Below are 18162 nucleotides of genomic sequence, written 5' to 3' on the forward strand. Positions count from 1 at the left end.
TGTTGCCCCCTGCTGACCTGCGGGCCCACAGACCAACAGCAGACACGTGTAACCGTCCAGCGGGTATGCATGAATCGCTGCCGATGACCAGCGCCGCACGGCGGGCGTTGTGCACGGGCACAAGAGGTCTGTCCAGGGAGCGCCGACGGTGGCATCCTCACCGGTCATGAGTGGCCGAAGAGCACGCACGGACCGTGAGTGGTCGGTTCTGACGAGCGCGTCCCAGGAGCTGGTGGAGCGGGTCGGCCACCTCACCGACCTGCTGATCGCCGAACTGCGGGCGCACTCCCCGCAATACGACATCGCCGTACCGGCAGACGAACACTGGGAGCAGATCAACGAGGCGCTGAAGTACGGCATCGAGGGCATCGCGGCTCCTCGGTCGGCGCCGCGCCGCGACCTTGAATACGCGGAGCAGCTCGGCAGGCGGCGGGCCGAACAGGGGCTGTCGCTGGACCTGTTGCTGCACGCGTACCGCAGGGCGGGCTATCTGGTGTGGGACGAACTCCTGGAGACCGTACGGGCGAAGGACCCGGACGCGCTTCCGGTGCTCGTGCACACCGCGTCGCGGGTGTGGACGGCGATGGACCGGCAGGCGGCGACGGTGGCGGGGGCGTACCGCAATACGGAGGAGGACATGCAGCGGCGCACCGACGAGCGCGTGCAGGCGTTGCTGGACGCGCTGCTGGACGCGCAGGCACCCGCGCCCGCGCTGGTCGCGCGGGCGGCGGCCGGGCTCGATCTGCCCGAGCAGGGGCGGTACGCGGTGGTGGCCCTGCGGGTCGAGCGGCGGGACGGGCGCGAGTTCCACCGGGTGACGGCGGTCGGCGGGATGCGCTTCTTCTGGCGGATGCGGACGGATTACGAGGTGGCCGTGGTGGCACTCGGTGCGGACACCGGGCTCGCGGAGCTGGCGGCGGAGCTGGAGCGGCGGCGGGCCGGGCCTGGCGGGATGAGTCCGGTGGTGGCCGGGCTCGGCGAGCTGGGGCTGGCGCTGCGGCTGGCGGAGACGGCGCTGCGGACGTGGGGGTGTGCGTCGCCGGACCTTCCGGGGGACGGCGGGCGGATCGTGCCGCTGGACGAGCGGTTGCCGACCGCGCTGGTGGTCAGTCAGCCGGAGCTGGCGGCGAGGTTGGTGGCGGAGGTGTTCGGGCCGTTGCTGGAGCTGGATGCGGGGGATCGGGCGGTGTTGCTGGAGACGTTGGACGCGTGGCTGGTGGCGGAGGGGTCGGCGGGGCGGGCGGCGGGGCGGCTCTACTGCCACCGGAACACGGTGTTCAACCGGCTGCGGCGGTTGGAACAGCTGACCTCTCGGTCGCTTTCGAGGCCTCGGGATCTTACGGAGATGACGTTGGCACTGGATGCGTTTCGGTTGCCGGGAGGGTGAGGGGGCGGGGTCCGGTTTGGGCCGGGCTCCGCCCCCATCTGCTCGGTTAGGTCAGGAAGTCGTGGGCGATTTGTTCGGCTACCTGTTCAAGGAGTGGGCCCGCGTTCGCCATGCTCTTGGTGGCGTCCGGTTCCAGGGTGCTCAGGGAGTACGCGCGGCGGATTCCCGCGCGGCCCAGTTCTTCTGCGGGGAGGGCTAGGCGGCCGCAGACCGCTACCACCTCGATGCCCTGGGCGCGGGCTGCGGCGGCTACGCCCGCGGGGGCCTTGCCGTGCAGGGTCTGGGCGTCCAGGGAGCCCTCGCCGGTGATGACCAGGGTGGCCCTGGCCAGTGCCGGGGCGAAGCCCAGTACGTCGAGCATGACCTCGATGCCGGGGCGGAAGCGGGCGCCCAGGGCCGTGAGGGCCCCGTAGCCGATGCCGCCCGCCGCGCCCGCGCCCGGGGAGTCCGCCCATTCCTGGCCGAGCACCGACGCGAAGTGGGTGAGGGCGGCGTCCAGGGTCGCCACGTCCGCCTCGGAGGCGCCCTTCTGCGGGCCGTAGACCGCCGCCGCGCCCTTCGGGCCGGTCAGCGGGTTGTCCACGTCGCTGGCCAGGACCAGGTCGACCCCGCCGTCGGCGCCGAAGCGCGGGTCCAGGCCGGACAGGTCGGCCGTCGCGACCGAGGCGAGTGCCGCGCCGCCCGGGCCCACCGGATTCCCGTCCGCGTCCAGGAAGCGGGCGCCGAGCGCGGCCAGCATGCCCGCGCCGCCGTCCGTCGTCGCGCTGCCGCCGACGCCGAAGACGATGGTCTTCGCACCGGCGTCGAGCGCCGCCCGCAGCAGCTCGCCCGAGCCGTACGTGGTGGCCGTGAGCGCCGCGAAGACGCCCGGCGGGAGGTGCTGGAGGCCGGAGGCCTCCGCCATCTCCACCACGGCGGTGCCGTCGGACTCGCGGAAGGCGTACGCCGCCGTCAGCCCCTCGCCGCGCGGGCCGGTGACCCGTACCTCTCGCTGCTCGAAGCCCGCGGCGACCGCCGCCGCCACCGTTCCGTCGCCGCCGTCGGCGACCGGGAGTGCCTCGACGGTCACGCCGGGTGCCACCCGGCGCAGTCCTGCGGTGACCCGCTCGGCGACCTGTACCGCCGTGAGCGAGCCCTTGAACTTGTCGGCTGCGACGAGCACGTGTGCCCCGCCGTTCCCCGACCCCTCAACTGCAGTGTTTACTGCTCCGTCCGCCACCATGCATCCCTTGCTTTCGAACAGGCAGTCGCGCCGTCCCGACCATAACCGGCGCACCCGCCCCCTGCCCATGGCCATCGGATCCGCACCCGCCCCTCATGGCGGCGTGCCAACCGCCAATATCACGACATGACGCACCATAAGGTGTCCGGCATGAGTACGGAATCCCTCGATCCACCGTCGCCCGCCCCCGACCCGGACACCGCCCAGGAGGGTCCCCACGGGGACGGCAAACCGGACAACACAGTCATCCTCATCGGTGTGCTCGCGGTGGCCGCCGTCGTCGCCTGGGCCTTCCTCGGCAAGGACTCCTTCGAGAGCGCCTCCTCCACCGCGCTCGCCTGGGTCCTCGCCAACTTCGCCTGGCTCTTCGTCATCGCGGCCGACGTCTTCCTCCTGATGTGCCTGTGCATCGCGCTGAGCCGGTTCGGCCGGATCCGTCTGGGCAAGGACGACTCGGAGCCCGAGTTCACCAACGTGGCCTGGATCGCGATGATGTTCAGCGCGGGCATGGGCATCGGCCTGATGTTCTTCGGCGTGGGCGAGCCGCTCCAGCACTACCTCACCCCTCCCCCGGGCTCCGGCGCCCCGGCGGGCAGCGGTGACGCGGCGCGGGCGGCCCTGGAGTACTCCTTCTTCCACTGGACGCTCACCCCGTGGGCCATCTACGGCATCGCGGGCCTCGCGCTCGCGTACGCGACGTTCCGCAAGGGCCGCGGAAACAGGCTGAGTTCGGCCTTCGTACCGCTGCTCGGCAGCCGTCGCGCCGACGGCTGGCAGGGCAAGGTGATCGATCTGCTCGCCGTCTTCGCGACCGTCTTCGGCACGGCGACCAGCCTGGGCCTGGGCGCCCTCCAGGTCGCCAAGGGCCTCAACATCGTGACGGGCATCGAGGACACCAAGACCGTCGAGCTGATCATCATCGGCGCCCTGTCGGCGGCTTTCGTGCTCTCCGCCTTCTCCGGGCTGCACAAGGGCGTGAAGTGGCTGAGCACGATCAACCTCGTACTGGCCGCCTGCCTGATGCTCTTCGTCTTCGTCCTCGGCCCGACCGTCTACATCCTGGACGCCATCCCGGCGGCCGTCGGCGGCTTCCTCGACCAGCTGCTCCCGATGGCGACCCGTACCGGCGCGTTCGGCAACAGCGACTGGCTGGGCGCGTGGACGATCTTCTACTGGGCGTGGTGGCTGTCCTGGGCGCCGTTCGTGGGCACGTTCATCGCCCGGATCTCCCGGGGCCGGACGATCCGCGAGTTCCTGATCGGTGTGCTGCTGGTGCCCAGCGGGGCGACGGTGATCTGGTTCTGCGTGATGGGCGGTTCGGCGATCCGGCTCGACCAGACGAAGGTCGCCGACCTGGCGAGCTCGGTCAAGGAGGGTGCGGAGGCATCCCTGTTCACGATGCTGGACGCGCTGCCGATCGGGACCGTCACCTCGGTCATCGCGATGCTGCTGGTGATGACGTACTTCGTGACGAGTGCCGACTCCGCTTCGCTGGTGATGGGTTCGCTGACCAGCCGGGGCTCGCTGCACCCGCCGACCTGGCTGGTGGTCCTGTGGGGCGTGCTGATGGCGGCGGTCGCGGCCGGTCTGCTCGTCGCGGGCGGCCTCAACTCCCTGCAGACCGCGACGATCCTGGTCGCGCTGCCTTTCGTGCTCGTGATGCTCGGCCTGTGCTGGGCGCTGATCAAGGAGCTGCGCGAGGACCCGGGCGCGGGCCCGGCCAGGCACCAGGCGCTGCACGGACTGCGGGACGCGGTACGGGCGATGGTCGGTGACGCGATCACCGAGCACGGCCCCGACCGGCGGCACCCGAGGCTGCGGCGCGCGGCAAAGTCCCGTACGGACGAGTGATCTCCGGTACGCAGCGGGCCTGAGGGGCGCGGGGGCGCGGGTGATCGCGAGCGAGCGGGCACACGGGGCCCCTAGGCTTTACGGGTGACCCAAGAACTGACTGAGTACGCCGCGTACATTGCCTCGCTCCCCCGCGTCCTGGCCGGAGCCGCGGCCCTCTTCCGCGACACCGAGGGCCGGGTCCTGCTCGTCGAGCCGAACTACCGCGAGGGCTGGGCGCTGCCCGGCGGGACGGTCGAGTCCGACACCGGGGAGACTCCCCGGCAGGCGGCGCGGCGCGAGACGCTCGAAGAGATCGGGCTCGACGTGGAGTTGGGGAAGCTGCTGGTCGTCGACTGGGTCCGGGGCGAGGAGCGTCCGCCGATCGCCGCGTATCTGTACGACGGCGGGGTGCTGGACGCGGAGCGGCTGGCGGCGATCCGGTTGCAGGAGGCGGAGCTGCTGTCCTGGCGGCTGGTGCCGGTGGACGAGGTGAAGACGTACGCCATCGGCTCGCTCGGCGACCGCATCCTGGCGGGGCTCGCGGCGCTGGCGGAGGGGTCGGGGGCGGTGGAGCTGGTGGACGGGCGGCGGGAGGGGTAGGGCGGGGGCCGGGTGGCGCGGGCCGGGTCAGCGAGTGGTGCCCGGAGCCGGGGTCGTGGTGGGGCTGCCGGGGTCGTCGGCCTCGGTGGCTGGGGTCGGGGTCGGGGTCGGGGGCATGGTCGTGGAGACCTTGACGGGGCCGCCCTTCGGGAGCTCCGTACGCAGGCCCCGTTCCAGGACCAGGGTGACCGCGACCGAGGCCGCCGCCAGCAGTGTCATGGCCGTCGCCGGTGACGTGAGCTGGGCGACGCCGCCCGCGAGCGCCGCGCCCACGCCCTGCATGGTGAGCATTCCCGAGCTGTGCAGGCCGAGCGCGTGGCCACTGAGTTCGTCCGGGGTGAGGGCCATCAGCCGTTCCTGGAGGAGCAGGGTCGCCGCGAAGCCGATGGAGGCGACCAGTACGACGGCCAGGGCGAACGGCAGCGAGGGGTGCAGGAAGAACACCAGATAGGGCGCGGCGAGCAGCAGCCGCAGCGCCGGTCCGCCCCTGGCCCGCCACGCCGGGGGGACGAAGCGGCCGACGACCGTGTCCCCGATCAGCATCCCGCAGGCCGCGAAGGCGAACAGGAGGCCCGCCTGTTCCGGTGCGTACGGTACGTAGAGGGACTCGCAGCCGACGATGAGCCCGTTGGGCACGCACAGCGCGAGGTAGACGTAGCGGCGCGGTTTCGACGACCAGAGCTTGGCGTTGCTCCGCCAGGTCTCGGCGACCGAAGGGCGGCCGGTGGCGCGCGGCGGCCGACGGGACAGGCCGAAGCGGGCGAACACCGCCGAGACGAGGTAGAGGCCCGCGCTGACGAGGAGTGCGCCGCGTGGCGAGAGCACCTGGGTGAGGACGCCACCGAGGGCGAATCCGCAGATCTGCATGACGCCGTTGGACATGTTCATCACGGAGCGGCCGATCAGGAATCCCCTGCGTACGAGGATCTCGTTGAGGAGGCCGTACGTGATGCCGCCGTTGAGCGAGGCGAAGACGCCCAGCACCAGGAGGACGGCGAAGGCGGCCCACACCGGCAGCCAGGGGATGGCCTGGACGGCGGCGGCGAGCCCGAAGAGCAGGCCGATTCCGGTGAGCGCGGCGCGCGGCGGGAGCCGGTCGGCGGCGGACAACAGGGTGGTGGCGCCGAGGAGTTGGGCGAGGGAGGGGCCGAACATCGCGAGCGAGGAGAGCAGCGGCGAGCCGGTCCGGGCGTAGATGAGGGTGCCGAGTGCGAGGCCGGCGACGGTCTGCGCCGCCGACTTCATGGAGACGGTCAGGAAGAGGGGGGTGAACTCCGGCTGCCGGAACAGCTCGCGATAGGTGTTCATGGGGACGAGTCTCGGCAGCCGGGTACGGGCGGCGGTAATGTTTCGCACGAGCGCGAAAGGTCGGAGCGGGACAGGGCCACGGACTTGGGGCCCAGAACCAAGGTCCAGAGGCCAAGGGTCAAGGGCCAAGGGCGGGGGTGGAGTGGGATGGGCTGGTGGCAGGTCAATGCCGACACCCTCGCGGGCGGACGGTTCGTCATCTCCCCGCTCACGGAAGCGATTTCGAGCCTCAAGATGCTGGTGTGGCTGCAACGCCCCCTCTCCCACCCCGGCGAACGCGCCTGGCTCGACACCCACCTCCCGGCTTTCCGGCAGCGGCTGGCCGACGCCCCGGTCACGGCGCTGCTGCTGGACTGCGCCTTCCGGCCCACCTGGAACGCCGACTTCATCACCCCGACCCCGCTCGCCGACGAGGAGCAGAGCTTCGGGCAGGAGCTGGCCCGGATGCGCGCCACCCGGCCCGACTCCGTGATCGACGACCTGACCGTGGCCCTCGACGGTCCGCCGCCCGCCGCACTACGCGACCGCACCGACCTCGCGGACCGGGCCGCCGATCTGCTGGAGTGGGTGTGGGAGGGGATGGTGCTGCCGGAGTGGCCGCGTCGGCGCCGGGTGCTGGAGGCCGATGTGGTCGCGCGCACCGCGCAGTTGAGCCGGGGCGGCTGGGCGGCGGCACTGGACGACATGCTGCCGGGGATGCGCTGGCTGGGCGGCGACCGGCTGCAGATCAACACGCACGACTATCCGCCGCGCGAGATCTCCGGGGCCCAGCTGCTGTTCGTCCCGGTCACCTTCTCGACGAGCTGGGTCGCTTGGGAGGGCCGGCACCGGTACGCGGTGATGTACCCGTGCGCGGGCGCACTGGCGGAACCGAGCAGACCACTGGCCCTGGACGCGCTGGGCGCCCTGCTCGGCCCGGCCCGCGCCCACCTGCTCGCGCTCCTGGCCTCCCCGAAGAGCACCACCCAACTGGTCGCCCTGACGGGCCTCGCCCTGGGCTCGGTGGGCCGCCACCTGAAGGTCCTGCTCGACGCCCGCCTGGTACGCCGCCGAAGGGCGGGCCGCTCGGTGCTCTACTACCGCACGGAAACCGGCGACACCCTCATCAACTCCCAGCTGGAGCAACCCACTTGACCTCCACACGCCGCGCACGTGCCGCACGCTGGGCGGTCGTCGCCGTCTATGCCGCGGCACTCCTGATCGGCACGTACACCCACCTCTTCGACCTCTTCACGTACGGTCTGCGCCCGCACGCCGACTTCGCGCCGCGCTGGCTCGACCTGTACTGGACGTCGCTCGCGGTGCTCGACCCGCTGGCACTGTTCCTGGTCGTACGGGGTGCGGTACGCGGGCGGGGCACGGGCGGCGTGTGGCTGGTGTGTGCGGTGATGGCCACGGACATCGCGGCGAACGCCTACGCGGTGTACGGGCCGCTGCACAGCCGCGTGCAGGAGCAGCCGGGGCTGCAACGGCTGTTGGTGTTCGGGCTGTTCGTGGCCGTGACGGCGCCCCGGCTGCGCCGGGAATTGCGCTCGCGCATCACCCCGCCCCCGCCTAATCTCGCGGCATGACACTCGTGGCGATCCTCAGCGGCGCCGGCATCTCCACCGACTCCGGCATTCCCGACTACCGGGGGCCGAACGGTGTGTGGGTGCGCGACCCCGAGGCCGAGAAGCTGTCCACGTACAGCCACTACATGAACGATCCGGAGATCCGTCGCCGTGCCTGGCAGGTGCGCCGTACCGGGATCCTGCTGAACGCGGCCCCCAACGCCGCCCACCGTGCCGTCGCGGCGCTGGACGGGCGGCCCGGTGTCGCGGTGCGGGTGATCACGCAGAACGTGGACGGGCTGCACCAGGCGGCCGGGCTGCCGGAGCGCAAGGTGATCGAGCTGCACGGCAACGCGCGGTCGGTGACCTGCACCGGCTGCGGGAAGCGCACGCCGATGACGGAGGCGGTGGCCCGGGTCGAGGCGGGTGAGGCGGACCCGGCGTGCGAGGAGTGCGGCGGGATCCTGAAGTCGTCGACGGTGCTGTTCGGCGAGCACCTCAACGACGGGGTGGTGGCCGAGGCCGTGAGCATCACCAAGGCCTGCGAGGTCTTCATCGCCGTGGGCACCTCCCTCAAGGTGTTCCCGGCCGCGAGTCTGCCGGAGCTGGCCGTGGACAACGGGGCGCGGCTGATCATCGTGAACGCCGAGCCGACCCCGTACGACGACCGCGCTGACCTGGTGGTCCGCGAGCCCATCGGCAGCGCGCTGCCCGCACTGCTGGAGTCGCTGTCATGACGCCGGGCCCGGCCGTGCGGCTCACGCTCGTCGAGGGCGACATCACCGAGCAGGACGTCGACGTCGTGGTGAACGCCGCCAATTCCTCGCTGCTCGGCGGGGGCGGCGTCGACGGCGCGATCCACCGGCGCGGCGGCCCCGCCGTCCTCGCCGACTGCCGCAGGCTGCGGGCCTCCCGCTACGGCAAGGGCCTGCCGACCGGGCGGGCGGTGGCGACCACGGCCGGGAACCTGCCCGCCCGGTACGTGGTGCACACGGTGGGTCCGGTGCACCGGGCGGAAGCCGACCAGTCGGAGCTGCTGGCGTCCTGTTACCGGGAGTCGCTGCGGGTGGCGGTGGAGCTGGGTGCGCGGACTGTCGCGTTCCCGGCGATCTCCACGGGGGTGTACGGCTGGCCGATGGACGACGGCGCGCGGATCGCGGTGGCGACGTGCCGGGAGGTGGCGGCGGCGCCGTTGACGGAGGTGCGGTTCGTGCTGTTCGGTTCGGCGGCGTACGAGATCTTCGCGCGGGAGCTGCACGGCGGCGGCTAGCCGCAGGCGCTCGGCGAAGCCCTGGCCATGGCACGTCGATGTCGGATTTCCGCCAGCCCCGGCCTGCCCCGGTGCCCCATTCTTGAGGCATGCCTTCCGCCATGCACACCGACACCGAGCGTTGCGTACGTGCCGTGCAGTCCAAGGACGCACGGTTCGACGGCTGGGTGTTCACGGCCGTCCTGACCACCCGTATCTACTGCCGTCCGAGCTGCCCCGTCGTACCGCCGAAGCCGCAGAACATGACGTTCTACCCGAGCGCCGCCGCCTGCCAGCAGGCCGGATTCCGGGCCTGCAAGCGGTGCCGGCCCGACACCAGTCCGGGCTCGCCCGAGTGGAACGCCCGCGCCGATGTCGTCGCCCGTGCCATGCGTCTCGTACGGGACGGGGTGGTGGACCGGGAGGGGGTGCCGGGGCTGGCCAGGCGGCTCGGCTACTCGACCCGGCAGATCGAGCGGCAGCTGCTCGCCGAGCTGGGGGCGGGGCCGCTGGCCCTGGCGCGGGCGCAACGGGCGCAGACCGCGCGGCTGCTGATCGAGACGACCGGGCTGCCGATGGCGGACATCGCGTTCGCGGCCGGGTTCTCCTCGATCCGCACCTTCAACGACACGGTCCGCGAGGTCTTCGCCCTGTCGCCGAGCGAGCTGCGGGCGCGCGGGCGGCAGAACCTGCCACAGACTCCGGGCGCGATCGCGCTGCGGCTGCCGTTCCGGGCACCGCTGGAGCCGTCGAACCTCTTCGGGCATCTGGCGGCGACCGGGGTGCCGGGGGTGGAGGAGTGGCGCGACGGCTCCTACCGGCGCACCCTGCGCCTCCCGTACGGACACGGGATCGCGACGCTCACCCCGCAGCGCGACCACATCGCCTGCCTGCTCTCGCTCACCGACCTGCGGGACCTCACCCAGGCGATCAGCCGGTGCCGCTGGCTGCTCGACCTGGACGCCGACCCGGTGGCCGTCGACGAGCGGCTCGGCGCCGATCCGCTGCTGGCGCCGCTGGTGACGGCGGCGCCCGGTCGGCGGGTGCCGAGGACGACGGACGCCGCCGAGTTCGCCGTACGGGCGGTACTGGGGCAGCAGGTGTCGACGGCGGCGGCCCGGACGCACGCGGCCCGGCTGGTGACCGCGCACGGCGAGCCGGTCGAGGACCCGGCGGGCGGCGGGCTGACCCACCTCTTCCCGTCGCCCGGGGCGCTGGCCGCGCTGGACCCGGAGTCCCTCGCTCTGCCGCGCAGCCGTCGTACGACGCTGACGACGCTGGTCGGGGCGCTGGCGGACGGCTCGCTGGAGCTGGATCTGGACAGCGACTGGGACGCGGCGCGGGCGCGGCTCCTGGAGCTGCCCGGTTTCGGACCGTGGACGACGGAGGTCATCGCGATGCGGGCGCTCGGCGATCCGGACGCGTTCCTGCCGTCGGACCTCGGGATCCGGCGGGCCGCCCAGGAGCTGGGTCTGCCGCACACCCCGGCGGCGCTCACCGCGCGGGCCGCGCAGTGGCGGCCGTGGCGGGCGTACGCCGTGCAGTACCTGTGGGCGACCGACGCCCACCCCATCAACCACCTTCCGACGCAGACACAGCAGACACAAGGGAACTGACGCCATGTCCGGCCTCAAGCAGCACACCGTCATCGACAGCCCGTACGATCCACTGACGCTCGTGGCGACCGACGGAGCCCTCTCCGCGATCTACATGGTCGACCACCGCCACATGCCCCCGCCGGAGACCTTCGGCGACCGGGTCGGCGTGGGCGACGTCGGGGCCGGCCCCTTCCCCGAGGTCGTCGAGCAGCTGAACGCCTATTTCGCGGGCGAGTTGACGACCTTCACCGTCCCGATCCACCTGGAGGGGACACCCTTCCAGCGCTCGGTCTGGGAGCAGTTGCTGACGATCCCGTACGGCGAGACGCGTTCGTACGGGCAGCTCGCCGAGCAGCTCGGCAAGGCGGGCGCGTCCCGTGCGGTCGGGCTCGCCAACGGGAAGAACCCGATCAGCATCGTGGTGCCGTGCCACCGGGTGATCGGCTCGGGCGGCAGCCTGACGGGGTACGGCGGCGGACTGGAGCGGAAGCGGGCCCTGCTGGAGCTGGAGGGAGCCGGGGCCACGGGCGGCGGGGCGCGGGAGGAAAACCTGTTGTTCTGAGGCGGGTTGGGGCGGCTACGGTCAGCCGTATGAAGATCGACGAGTCCCTGGTACGGAAGCTGCTGCGCGCCCAATTCCCGCAGTGGGCGGACCTGCCGGTCGCCGAGGCGGGGGCGGAGAGCACCGCGAACACGATGTTCCGGCTGGGCACGGACCTGGCGGCACGCCTGCCGAGGCACGAGGGCGCGGCCGAGGACATCCTGACGGAGCGCCACTGGCTGCCGAAGCTGGCTCCTGAGCTGCCCGTCCCCATTCCGGCACCCCTGGCGGCCGGTGAGCCGAGCCCCGCTTTCCCACTCCCGTGGGGCGTCTACCACTGGCTCGACGGCACGAACCCGGCCGCCGTCAGCGGCGGCGCGGCCTTGGCGACGGACCTGGCCGCCTTCACCACGGCGCTGCACGCCATCGACCCGACGGGCGGCCCGCGTTCGTACCGCAGCGAGACGCTCGCCTCCCGGGACGCCTCGACGCGCGAGGCCGTCGCGGCCCTGACGTCGGAGATCGACCCGGCCGCGGCGCTACGGGTGTGGGAGGGCGCGCTCCGGGCCGCCGACCCGGCCGGCCCGCCGGTGTGGATCCACGCCGACCTCCAGCCGGGGAACGTCCTGGTGGCGGACGGCCGGCTGACGGCGGTCATCGACTTCGGCTGCCTGGGCCTGGGCGACGCGGCGGTCGACCTCATCGCGGCCTGGTACCTGCTGACCCCACCGGCCCGCACCACCTTCCGCGAGGCGACGGGGGCGGACGCGGCGGCGTGGGAGCGGGGCCGGGGGTGGGCGCTGTCGGTGGCGCTGAACGAGCTGCGGGCGTACCGGACGGTGAACGCCACCATGGGCGAGAAGGCCAGGCTGGTGCTCGCGGCCCTGCTGACCGAGGACGCGTAGAGGGCGCATAGGGGACGCATGGAGGGCGCATGACGGGGCCTAACGAGGAGGTCCGCCGCCCAGGTACCCTCACCCCGCCAGCAGCCCCCTCACCGCCTCCGCCGTCCTCCCGTCCCGCGCCGCCGTGAACGGCAGCGCGTTGGCCCCTGCGATGCGGTACCGCTCGCCGCTCAGCGTCAGGTCCGTACCGCCCGCCTCCTCCACCAGCAGCAGCCCCGCCGCGTGGTCCCAGGCCAGTTCCCAGTTGAAGGCCACCGCGTCCAGCTGTCCCGTGGCCACCGCCAGGTACTCCAGTCCGGCCGATCCGCACGGCCTGGCCTCGACGCCCTCGGTCCGCAGGCCCAGCAGGGCCTGCTTCTGTTCGGGCGTCGTGTAGTCGGGGTGCGACATCGCGATCCGCAGCGGGGCGCCGGGCTCCGGTGCCCCGGAGCGCAGCCGGACCCCGTCCAGCCAGGCGCCCTCACCCCGCACTGCCACCGCCATCTCGTCCCTGGCCGGGGCGTACGTCCACGAGGCCCGGACGGTGCCGTCCTCCACCAGCGCCACCAGTGTGCAGAAGCCCGGTTCGCCCTGGACGAACTGCCGGGTGCCGTCGACCGGATCGACGATCCAGACCAGCGCGGATCCCCTGATGGCGTCGTACCGGGACGGGTCCGCGTGCACCGCTTCCTCGCCGACGACCACCGAGCCGGGCAGCAGCGCCGTGAGGGCGGCGGTGAGGTGTTCCTCGGCGCCCCGGTCGGCGACCGTGACCAAATCGTGCGGGCCGTTCTTCACCAGCACCTCGTGCGCGGCGAGCTGCCGGAAGCGCGGCATGATCTCGGCGGCTGCGGCTTCCCGCACAGCTGCCTCGACCTGGACGACAAGCGTGTTCTCGATCATGCCTCCAGCAAAGCACGCCCCTCCGACAATGGGTCAGGTCCGCCAATGGGTCGGGCCCGGGCGGTCAGCGGCCCACCGCGTACCCCTGCATCCCCCTCGGGTTCGCCGCCGCCGACAGCACCCCCGACCGGGGATCCCTCGCCACCGCACACAGCCGCCCCTCCGACCACTCCCCTCCCACGGTCACCTGGTGCCCCCGCGACCGCAGCGCCGCGATCGTCGCGCGGCCGATCCGGGACTCGACGGTGACCGAGCCGGGCAGCATGCCGCGCGGGTAGAAGGAGCCGGGGAAGGAGTCCTGGTGCCAGTTCGGTGCGTCGATCGCCTCCTGGAGGCCGAGCCCGCCGTAGGCCACCGCCAGGAAGAAGTGCAGCTGCCACTGGTCCTGCTGGTCCCCGCCCGGCGTGCCGAACGCCATCACCGGCTCCCCGTCGCGCAGCGCCAGCGAAGGCGTGAGGGTCGTACGGGGGCGGCGTCCGGGCGTGAGCGAGTTCGGCAGGCCGGGGTCCAGCCACGCCATCTGGAGCCGCGTCCCGAGCGGGAAGCCCAGCTCCGGCACGACCGGATTGGACTGGAGCCAGCCGCCGCTGGGCGTGGCCGCGACCATGTTGCCCCAGCGGTCGACGATGTCGAGGTGGCAGGTGTCGCCCCGGGTGGAGCCGTCGGGGGCAACAGTCCCGTCGGGGGCAACAGTCGGCTCACCAGGATCCCCGTGCCCGGCGACGGTCGGCTCACCGGCGCCCGCGGCGTGCGGTGCCGTCACCGCTCCCGTCCCCTTGCCCGCCGCCCCCGCATGCGCGCTCAGCCGCGCCGTCCGGCCCCCGGGGCTGCCCGGGCGCAGTTCGTACGAGGCCCGCTCCCCCACCAGTTTCCGGCGCTCCTCGTTGTACTCGTACGACAGCAGGTCCGCCAGCGGCACCGGCCGCGCGTCCCCGTACCAGGCCTCCCGGTCCGCCATCGCCAGCTTGCTGCCCTCGACGAGGAGGTGGACGTACTCCTCGCTGCCGTACGGCGGCAACTCGTCCGGCAGCAGCGCCAATTGCTGGAGGAAGGCGGGGCCCTGGCTCCAGCCGCCCGCCTTGCACAGGGTCCAGCCGTTCCAGTCGTACGTCGTCGGGGCCTCGTAGTGGGCCGACCATCCCGCCAGATCGGCGGCGCTCAGGGTGCCGGTGTGCCGACAGCCACTGGTGTCCATGGTCGGCCGGGCGGCCTGGGCGACGAGCGCCTCGGCCACGAAGCCCTCGCGCCAGACCGCCCGCGCTGCTTCGATCTCGCCCTCCCGGTCACGCCCCGGCGCGACGGCCTCGCGCAGGATCCGCCGCCAGGTCGCGGCGAGCGCGGGATTGCGGAACAGCCCGCCCCCGCTCAGCGCCTGATCACCCTTCAGGTACACCTCCGCCGAACTGACCCACTCCGTCTCGAAGAGTTCCCGTACGGTCTCGACGGTCTCGCCGACCCGGGCGACCGGCGGGTGACCTTCCTCGGCGTATCCGATGGCGTAACTCAGCACCTGAGAGAGGGACTTGGTGCCGTGGTCGCGCAGCAGCACCAGCCACGCGTCGAACGCGCCCGGCACGGCGGCGGCCAGTGGCCCGGTGCCGGGCACCAGGTCGAGGCCGAGCCCCCGGTAGTGGGCGATGTCCGCCCCGGCGGGGGCGGGCCCCTGCCCGCACAGCACGCGCGCCTCGCCACCGGCCGGGGCGAGCAGGATCGGGACCTCACCGGCGGGCCCGTTGAGGTGCGGCTCGACCACGTGCAGGACGAAGCCCGCGGCGACGGCCGCGTCGAACGCGTTGCCACCGTCCTCCAGCACCGCCATCGCGGACTGGGAGGCGAGCCAGTGGGTGCTGGACACCATGCCGAAGGTGCCCTGGAGGGTGGGACGGGTGGTGAACATGCGCGGCCTTTCTTCTACTGCTGCTACTACTGCTACTGCTACGACGGCTACTGCTGCTCGGCTCGGTTCAGCGGTACGAGACGGTGCCGAACGGCCAGGACCGCTCCAGCCACCCGGCGACCGCATCGGCCAGCGCCCCGTCCAGCCCGGCCCGCTCCGCGCTCACCCACGACCTGACGTCCGCCACCTGCGGATCGTCCCGGTCCGGGTAGAGGTAGACACAGCCGATCACGGCGTCCGTCGCCGGGTCGAGGACGGCGAAGGTGAACCCGCTGCGGTCCGCGAAGTCACGCGCGTGCCCGTACACGCCCCGCAGGTTCTCGGCGAGCGTCGCCCCTTCCACCGGCGGCCAACTCCGCCCGAATTTCGGCGTGTTGCGGATGTGCTCGATGCTGGACATCCACGCCGCGTGGTCCTGCTCGTTGTGCTCGGGGGCCAGCGGTACGAGCCGGAACTCCCCGGCGTCGAGCGTGCGCGGCACCTCGAAGCCGACGGGCACGAAGGGGTCCACCCGGTACGCACCTGCGTTCCGGACCGCGCCGAGGCGGGGAAAGATGCGCTGGACGGTGAAGTCGTGCTCGTCGGCGGCGAGCCCGGACATGGCGTCGGCGACGAACTCCACGTCGTAGCCGAGGTCGAGTGCGGCCCGCGCGGTGGACTCCACGCCCATGGTGGTCACCACCCCGGCGACGACCACCGTACGCACGTCCCGCTTCGCCAACTCCTCGTGCAGGCCGGTCCCGTGGAACGCGCCCAGGGTCTGCTTGACCACCACCACATCCCCGGGCTCGACGAGCTCCTCGGCGAATCCGCTCCCGGCGGGCTGCTCGGCGACTCCGGGCCGATCCACCCGTACCTGGACGACGGGCAGCCCCTTGGCCCGGAAGTCGGCGGCCAGCGCACGGCAGCGCCGCAGCACCAGGTCACCGTCGTACGGGGCGAGCGGCAGGCCGAGGATGCGGGGCATCAGATCGACCAGGAGCAGTGCGGAGGCGGTGGCAGGGGTGGCGACTGGGGCGGTGGCAGGGGCGGTGGCCGGGGCAGCGGCCCGAGCGCCGTCAGGAGAGGTCATCGAGCCATGATGCGCCCATTCCCGATCACTTGGCGGTGCCGGAATGAACCTCCGGGAATTTGCGTTGTCGCAGCTCACAGCCGATTCTCGGATGAGTCAGACATTTCTAGCGTTTCACGATGGAATCGCGGAGGCAGCACGGTGCACGGTGAATACAAGGTCCCCGGCGGCAAACTCGTCGTGGTCGACCTGGAGGTCGAGGGCGGCGCGCTGCGCGACGTCACCGTGGCGGGCGACTTCTTCCTCGAACCCGACGAGGCGATCCTCGCGATCAACCGGGCCCTCGAAGGTGCCCCCGCCGACACCGACGCCGCGGGCCTGGCCGCCCGTATCGAAGCGGCCCTCCCCGAGGGCACGGTGATGTTCGGTCTCACCTCCGACGGAATCGCCGTCGCGGTGCGCCGCGCGCTCGCGCACGCCACGGACTGGACGGACTACGACTGGCAGCTCATCCACGAGGCCCCGCAGTCCCCCGCGCTGCACATGGCGCTGGACGAGGTCATCACCACCGAGGTCGCGGCCGGCCGCCGCCCGCCCACGCTGCGCGTCTGGGAGTGGGGCGCGCCCGCCGTCGTCATCGGCAGCTTCCAGTCGCTGCGCAACGAGGTCGACCCGGCGGGTGCGGAGCGCCACGGGATCCAGGTGGTGCGCCGGATCAGCGGCGGCGGAGCCATGTTCATCGAACCGGGCAACACCATCACCTACTCTCTCGCCGTCCCCACGGCCCTCGTCCAGGGCCTGTCCTTCGCCGACAGTTACGCCTATCTGGACGACTGGGTGCTCGGCGCGCTCGGCGACATGGGCGTCAAGGCCTGGTACCAGCCCCTCAACGACATCGCCACCGACGCGGGCAAGATCGCGGGCGCCGCCCAGAAGCGCGTGGTCAGCGATGCGGGCGGCGCGGTGCTGCACCACGTGACGATGGCGTACGACATCGACGCGGACAAGATGACGGAGGTCCTGCGCATCGGCAGGGAGAAACTCTCCGACAAGGGCACCAAGAGCGCGAAGAAGCGCGTGGACCCACTGCGCCGCCAGACGGGCCTGGGGCGAGAAGCAGTGATCGAGCGCATGATCGGCTCGTTCCGCGGCCGGTACGGCCTGGAGAACGGCAAGGTCACTGCCGAGGAGATGGCCCGCGCGGAGAAACTGGCCGCGACGAAGTTCGGCACGGAGGAGTGGACGGCGCGGGTGCCGTAAGGCCGGGGGCGGTGGGGCGGCGCGGGTGCTCTGGGTGCGCGGTTCGTGGCGCGGTGTTAGCGCGCCAGACGGTCCCGTACCTCTGACACCAGCGTCGCCGCGCTCGCCACCGCAGCCGTGTCCAGGCTCCGTAGCGCCGCCGTCACGCGTTCCGTGAAGTCGGCGGGGGCGGAGGGGAGTCGGGCCGCTGCGGCCAGGGCGCCCTTCTCGTTTACGCACCACTGCCCCGCGTGGGCCAGCATCGCCTGGGCGAGGACGCCGAAGGCGCGGGACAGGCACAGGGACACATGGAGTACGTCGTCGCCGCTCGCGGACTTGCGGGCGTTGGCCACCGAGAACTCCGCCTCCCAGGACGCGGCGACGAGGGCTTCGCGCAGGGCTTGCGGGTAGTGCTGCGTCTCGGCCCGCAGGGCGGTCAACTCGCCCTGCGGGTCGGCCAGTACGCGGCAGTGGGCGACCTCGCCCGGGTAGGCCGGGGACCAGAAGCCGAGCGGGTGGCCGGCCTGCACGCCGACCTCGAAGCGGCCGGAGCGGCAGTCGGACCAGACCCGTTCCACGCGGTCGAGGTCGCGGAGGATCCAGTCGACGGGGGTGCCGCCCACGGAGAGCCAGGCACCCCCGTTCACCCACGGCCCCCAGCCGCCGGGGCCCGCCACCTCCACCTGCGTACCGGTGAACTCGGCTGCCAGGGCGGCCAGTTGGGGTACGTCGATGTCGCCCCGGTAGTAGAGGCCTAGGTCCCAGTCGGAGTCGGGGCGGTGGGTGCCCCGCGCGCGGCTGCCGCCGAGGGCGACGGCGCGTACACCGGGAACGGTGACGAGGCGTTCGGCCATGGCCTTCACGGCGGCGGCTGCGGCTGCGTCGGCAGTGGTCGCGGTCGTGGGGTCTTCGGTGGGTCCGGGCATGCTGTTCACGAGG

17 protein-coding genes are annotated in these 18162 nt (G+C 72.5%); 11 read left to right on the top strand and 6 right to left on the bottom strand.

All coding sequences use genetic code 11. From position 1 onward, the window contains the following. Positions 1 to 166: 166 nt before the first annotated feature. Complete coding sequence (locus ACZ5PB_RS01805; protein ID WP_468686863.1) at positions 167 to 1387, top strand: PucR family transcriptional regulator; 1221 nt, start codon at positions 167 to 169, stop codon at positions 1385 to 1387. Positions 1388 to 1433: 46 nt separating this feature from the next. On the opposite strand, the gene ACZ5PB_RS01810 is transcribed toward ACZ5PB_RS01805, so the two are convergent. After that, entirely contained in the window at positions 1434 to 2609 is a 1176-nt protein-coding gene (locus ACZ5PB_RS01810) for a glycerate kinase (RefSeq protein ID WP_468686864.1), read from the bottom strand. A gap of 150 nt (positions 2610 to 2759) precedes the next feature. Here ACZ5PB_RS01810 and ACZ5PB_RS01815 point away from each other — a divergent pair, with 150 nt between their 5' ends. Together ACZ5PB_RS01815 and ACZ5PB_RS01820 are read left to right on the top strand one after the other, a co-directional pair. Beyond that, positions 2760 to 4460: a BCCT family transporter gene (locus ACZ5PB_RS01815; RefSeq protein ID WP_468686865.1), complete on the top strand. Its 1701-nt coding sequence runs from the start codon at positions 2760 to 2762 to the stop codon at positions 4458 to 4460. An 84-nt stretch (positions 4461 to 4544) separates the two neighbouring features. Further along, positions 4545 to 5042 carry an NUDIX domain-containing protein gene (locus tag ACZ5PB_RS01820; RefSeq protein WP_468686867.1) on the top strand — a complete coding sequence of 166 codons (498 nt, stop codon included), beginning with the start codon at positions 4545 to 4547 and terminating at the stop codon, positions 5040 to 5042. Positions 5043 to 5069: 27 nt separating this feature from the next. On the opposite strand, the gene ACZ5PB_RS01825 is transcribed toward ACZ5PB_RS01820, so the two are convergent. Beyond that, positions 5070 to 6350, bottom strand: a complete 1281-nt coding sequence (locus tag ACZ5PB_RS01825) for an MFS transporter (protein ID WP_468686868.1) — start codon at positions 6348 to 6350, stop codon at positions 5070 to 5072. A 147-nt stretch (positions 6351 to 6497) separates the two neighbouring features. Here ACZ5PB_RS01825 and ACZ5PB_RS01830 point away from each other — a divergent pair, with 147 nt between their 5' ends. From ACZ5PB_RS01830 to ACZ5PB_RS01860, 7 genes are all read left to right on the top strand, one after another. Further along, complete coding sequence (locus ACZ5PB_RS01830; protein WP_468686870.1) at positions 6498 to 7484, top strand: ArsR family transcriptional regulator; 987 nt, start codon at positions 6498 to 6500, stop codon at positions 7482 to 7484. Then, the gene (locus tag ACZ5PB_RS01835) at positions 7481 to 7921 is read left to right on the top strand and encodes a hypothetical protein (RefSeq protein WP_468686871.1); all 441 of its coding nucleotides are present in this window, start codon (positions 7481 to 7483) and stop codon (positions 7919 to 7921) included. Before ACZ5PB_RS01830 ends, ACZ5PB_RS01835 begins: the two co-directional genes overlap by 4 nt. Further along, the gene (locus ACZ5PB_RS01840) at positions 7918 to 8637 is read left to right on the top strand and encodes an SIR2 family NAD-dependent protein deacylase (protein WP_468686873.1); all 720 of its coding nucleotides are present in this window, start codon (positions 7918 to 7920) and stop codon (positions 8635 to 8637) included. The genes ACZ5PB_RS01835 and ACZ5PB_RS01840 overlap by 4 nt, the downstream gene beginning before the upstream one ends. Beyond that, positions 8634 to 9170, top strand: coding sequence for an O-acetyl-ADP-ribose deacetylase (locus tag ACZ5PB_RS01845; RefSeq protein WP_468686874.1), 537 nt, complete (start codon positions 8634 to 8636; stop codon positions 9168 to 9170). The genes ACZ5PB_RS01840 and ACZ5PB_RS01845 overlap by 4 nt, the downstream gene beginning before the upstream one ends. Positions 9171 to 9271: 101 nt before the next feature. After that, on the top strand, positions 9272 to 10765 hold the full coding sequence (locus ACZ5PB_RS01850; RefSeq protein WP_468688234.1) for an AlkA N-terminal domain-containing protein: 1494 nt from the start codon (positions 9272 to 9274) through the stop codon (positions 10763 to 10765). Between the two features lie 4 nt (positions 10766 to 10769). Next, positions 10770 to 11309, top strand: a complete 540-nt coding sequence (locus tag ACZ5PB_RS01855; protein ID WP_468686876.1) for a methylated-DNA--[protein]-cysteine S-methyltransferase — start codon at positions 10770 to 10772, stop codon at positions 11307 to 11309. Positions 11310 to 11338: 29 nt separating this feature from the next. Next, positions 11339 to 12193, top strand: coding sequence for an aminoglycoside phosphotransferase family protein (locus ACZ5PB_RS01860; RefSeq protein ID WP_468686878.1), 855 nt, complete (start codon positions 11339 to 11341; stop codon positions 12191 to 12193). Between the two features lie 69 nt (positions 12194 to 12262). On the opposite strand, the gene ACZ5PB_RS01865 is transcribed toward ACZ5PB_RS01860, so the two are convergent. The 3 genes from ACZ5PB_RS01865 to ACZ5PB_RS01875 form a co-directional block, all read right to left on the bottom strand. Continuing rightward, a complete protein-coding gene (locus tag ACZ5PB_RS01865) occupies positions 12263 to 13075 on the bottom strand; it encodes an inositol monophosphatase family protein (protein WP_468686879.1) in 813 nt (270 codons plus the stop codon). 64 nt (positions 13076 to 13139) lie between these two features. Beyond that, positions 13140 to 14972, bottom strand: coding sequence for a gamma-glutamyltransferase family protein (locus tag ACZ5PB_RS01870; protein ID WP_468686880.1), 1833 nt, complete (start codon positions 14970 to 14972; stop codon positions 13140 to 13142). Positions 14973 to 15039: 67 nt separating this feature from the next. Beyond that, positions 15040 to 16044 carry an isochorismatase family protein gene (locus ACZ5PB_RS01875; protein ID WP_468686882.1) on the bottom strand — a complete coding sequence of 335 codons (1005 nt, stop codon included), beginning with the start codon at positions 16042 to 16044 and terminating at the stop codon, positions 15040 to 15042. A 141-nt stretch (positions 16045 to 16185) separates the two neighbouring features. Between ACZ5PB_RS01875 and ACZ5PB_RS01880 the strand changes: the two genes are divergently transcribed. Beyond that, positions 16186 to 17244 carry a lipoate--protein ligase family protein gene (locus ACZ5PB_RS01880; protein ID WP_468686883.1) on the top strand — a complete coding sequence of 353 codons (1059 nt, stop codon included), beginning with the start codon at positions 16186 to 16188 and terminating at the stop codon, positions 17242 to 17244. Positions 17245 to 17300: 56 nt separating this feature from the next. Here ACZ5PB_RS01880 and ACZ5PB_RS01885 read toward each other — a convergent pair whose 3' ends face one another. Continuing rightward, the gene (locus ACZ5PB_RS01885; protein ID WP_468688235.1) at positions 17301 to 18077 is read right to left on the bottom strand and encodes a nucleotidyltransferase domain-containing protein; all 777 of its coding nucleotides are present in this window, start codon (positions 18075 to 18077) and stop codon (positions 17301 to 17303) included. Positions 18078 to 18162 lie beyond the last annotated feature (85 nt).

The organism is Streptomyces sp. NPDC032721 (assembly GCF_055579625.1).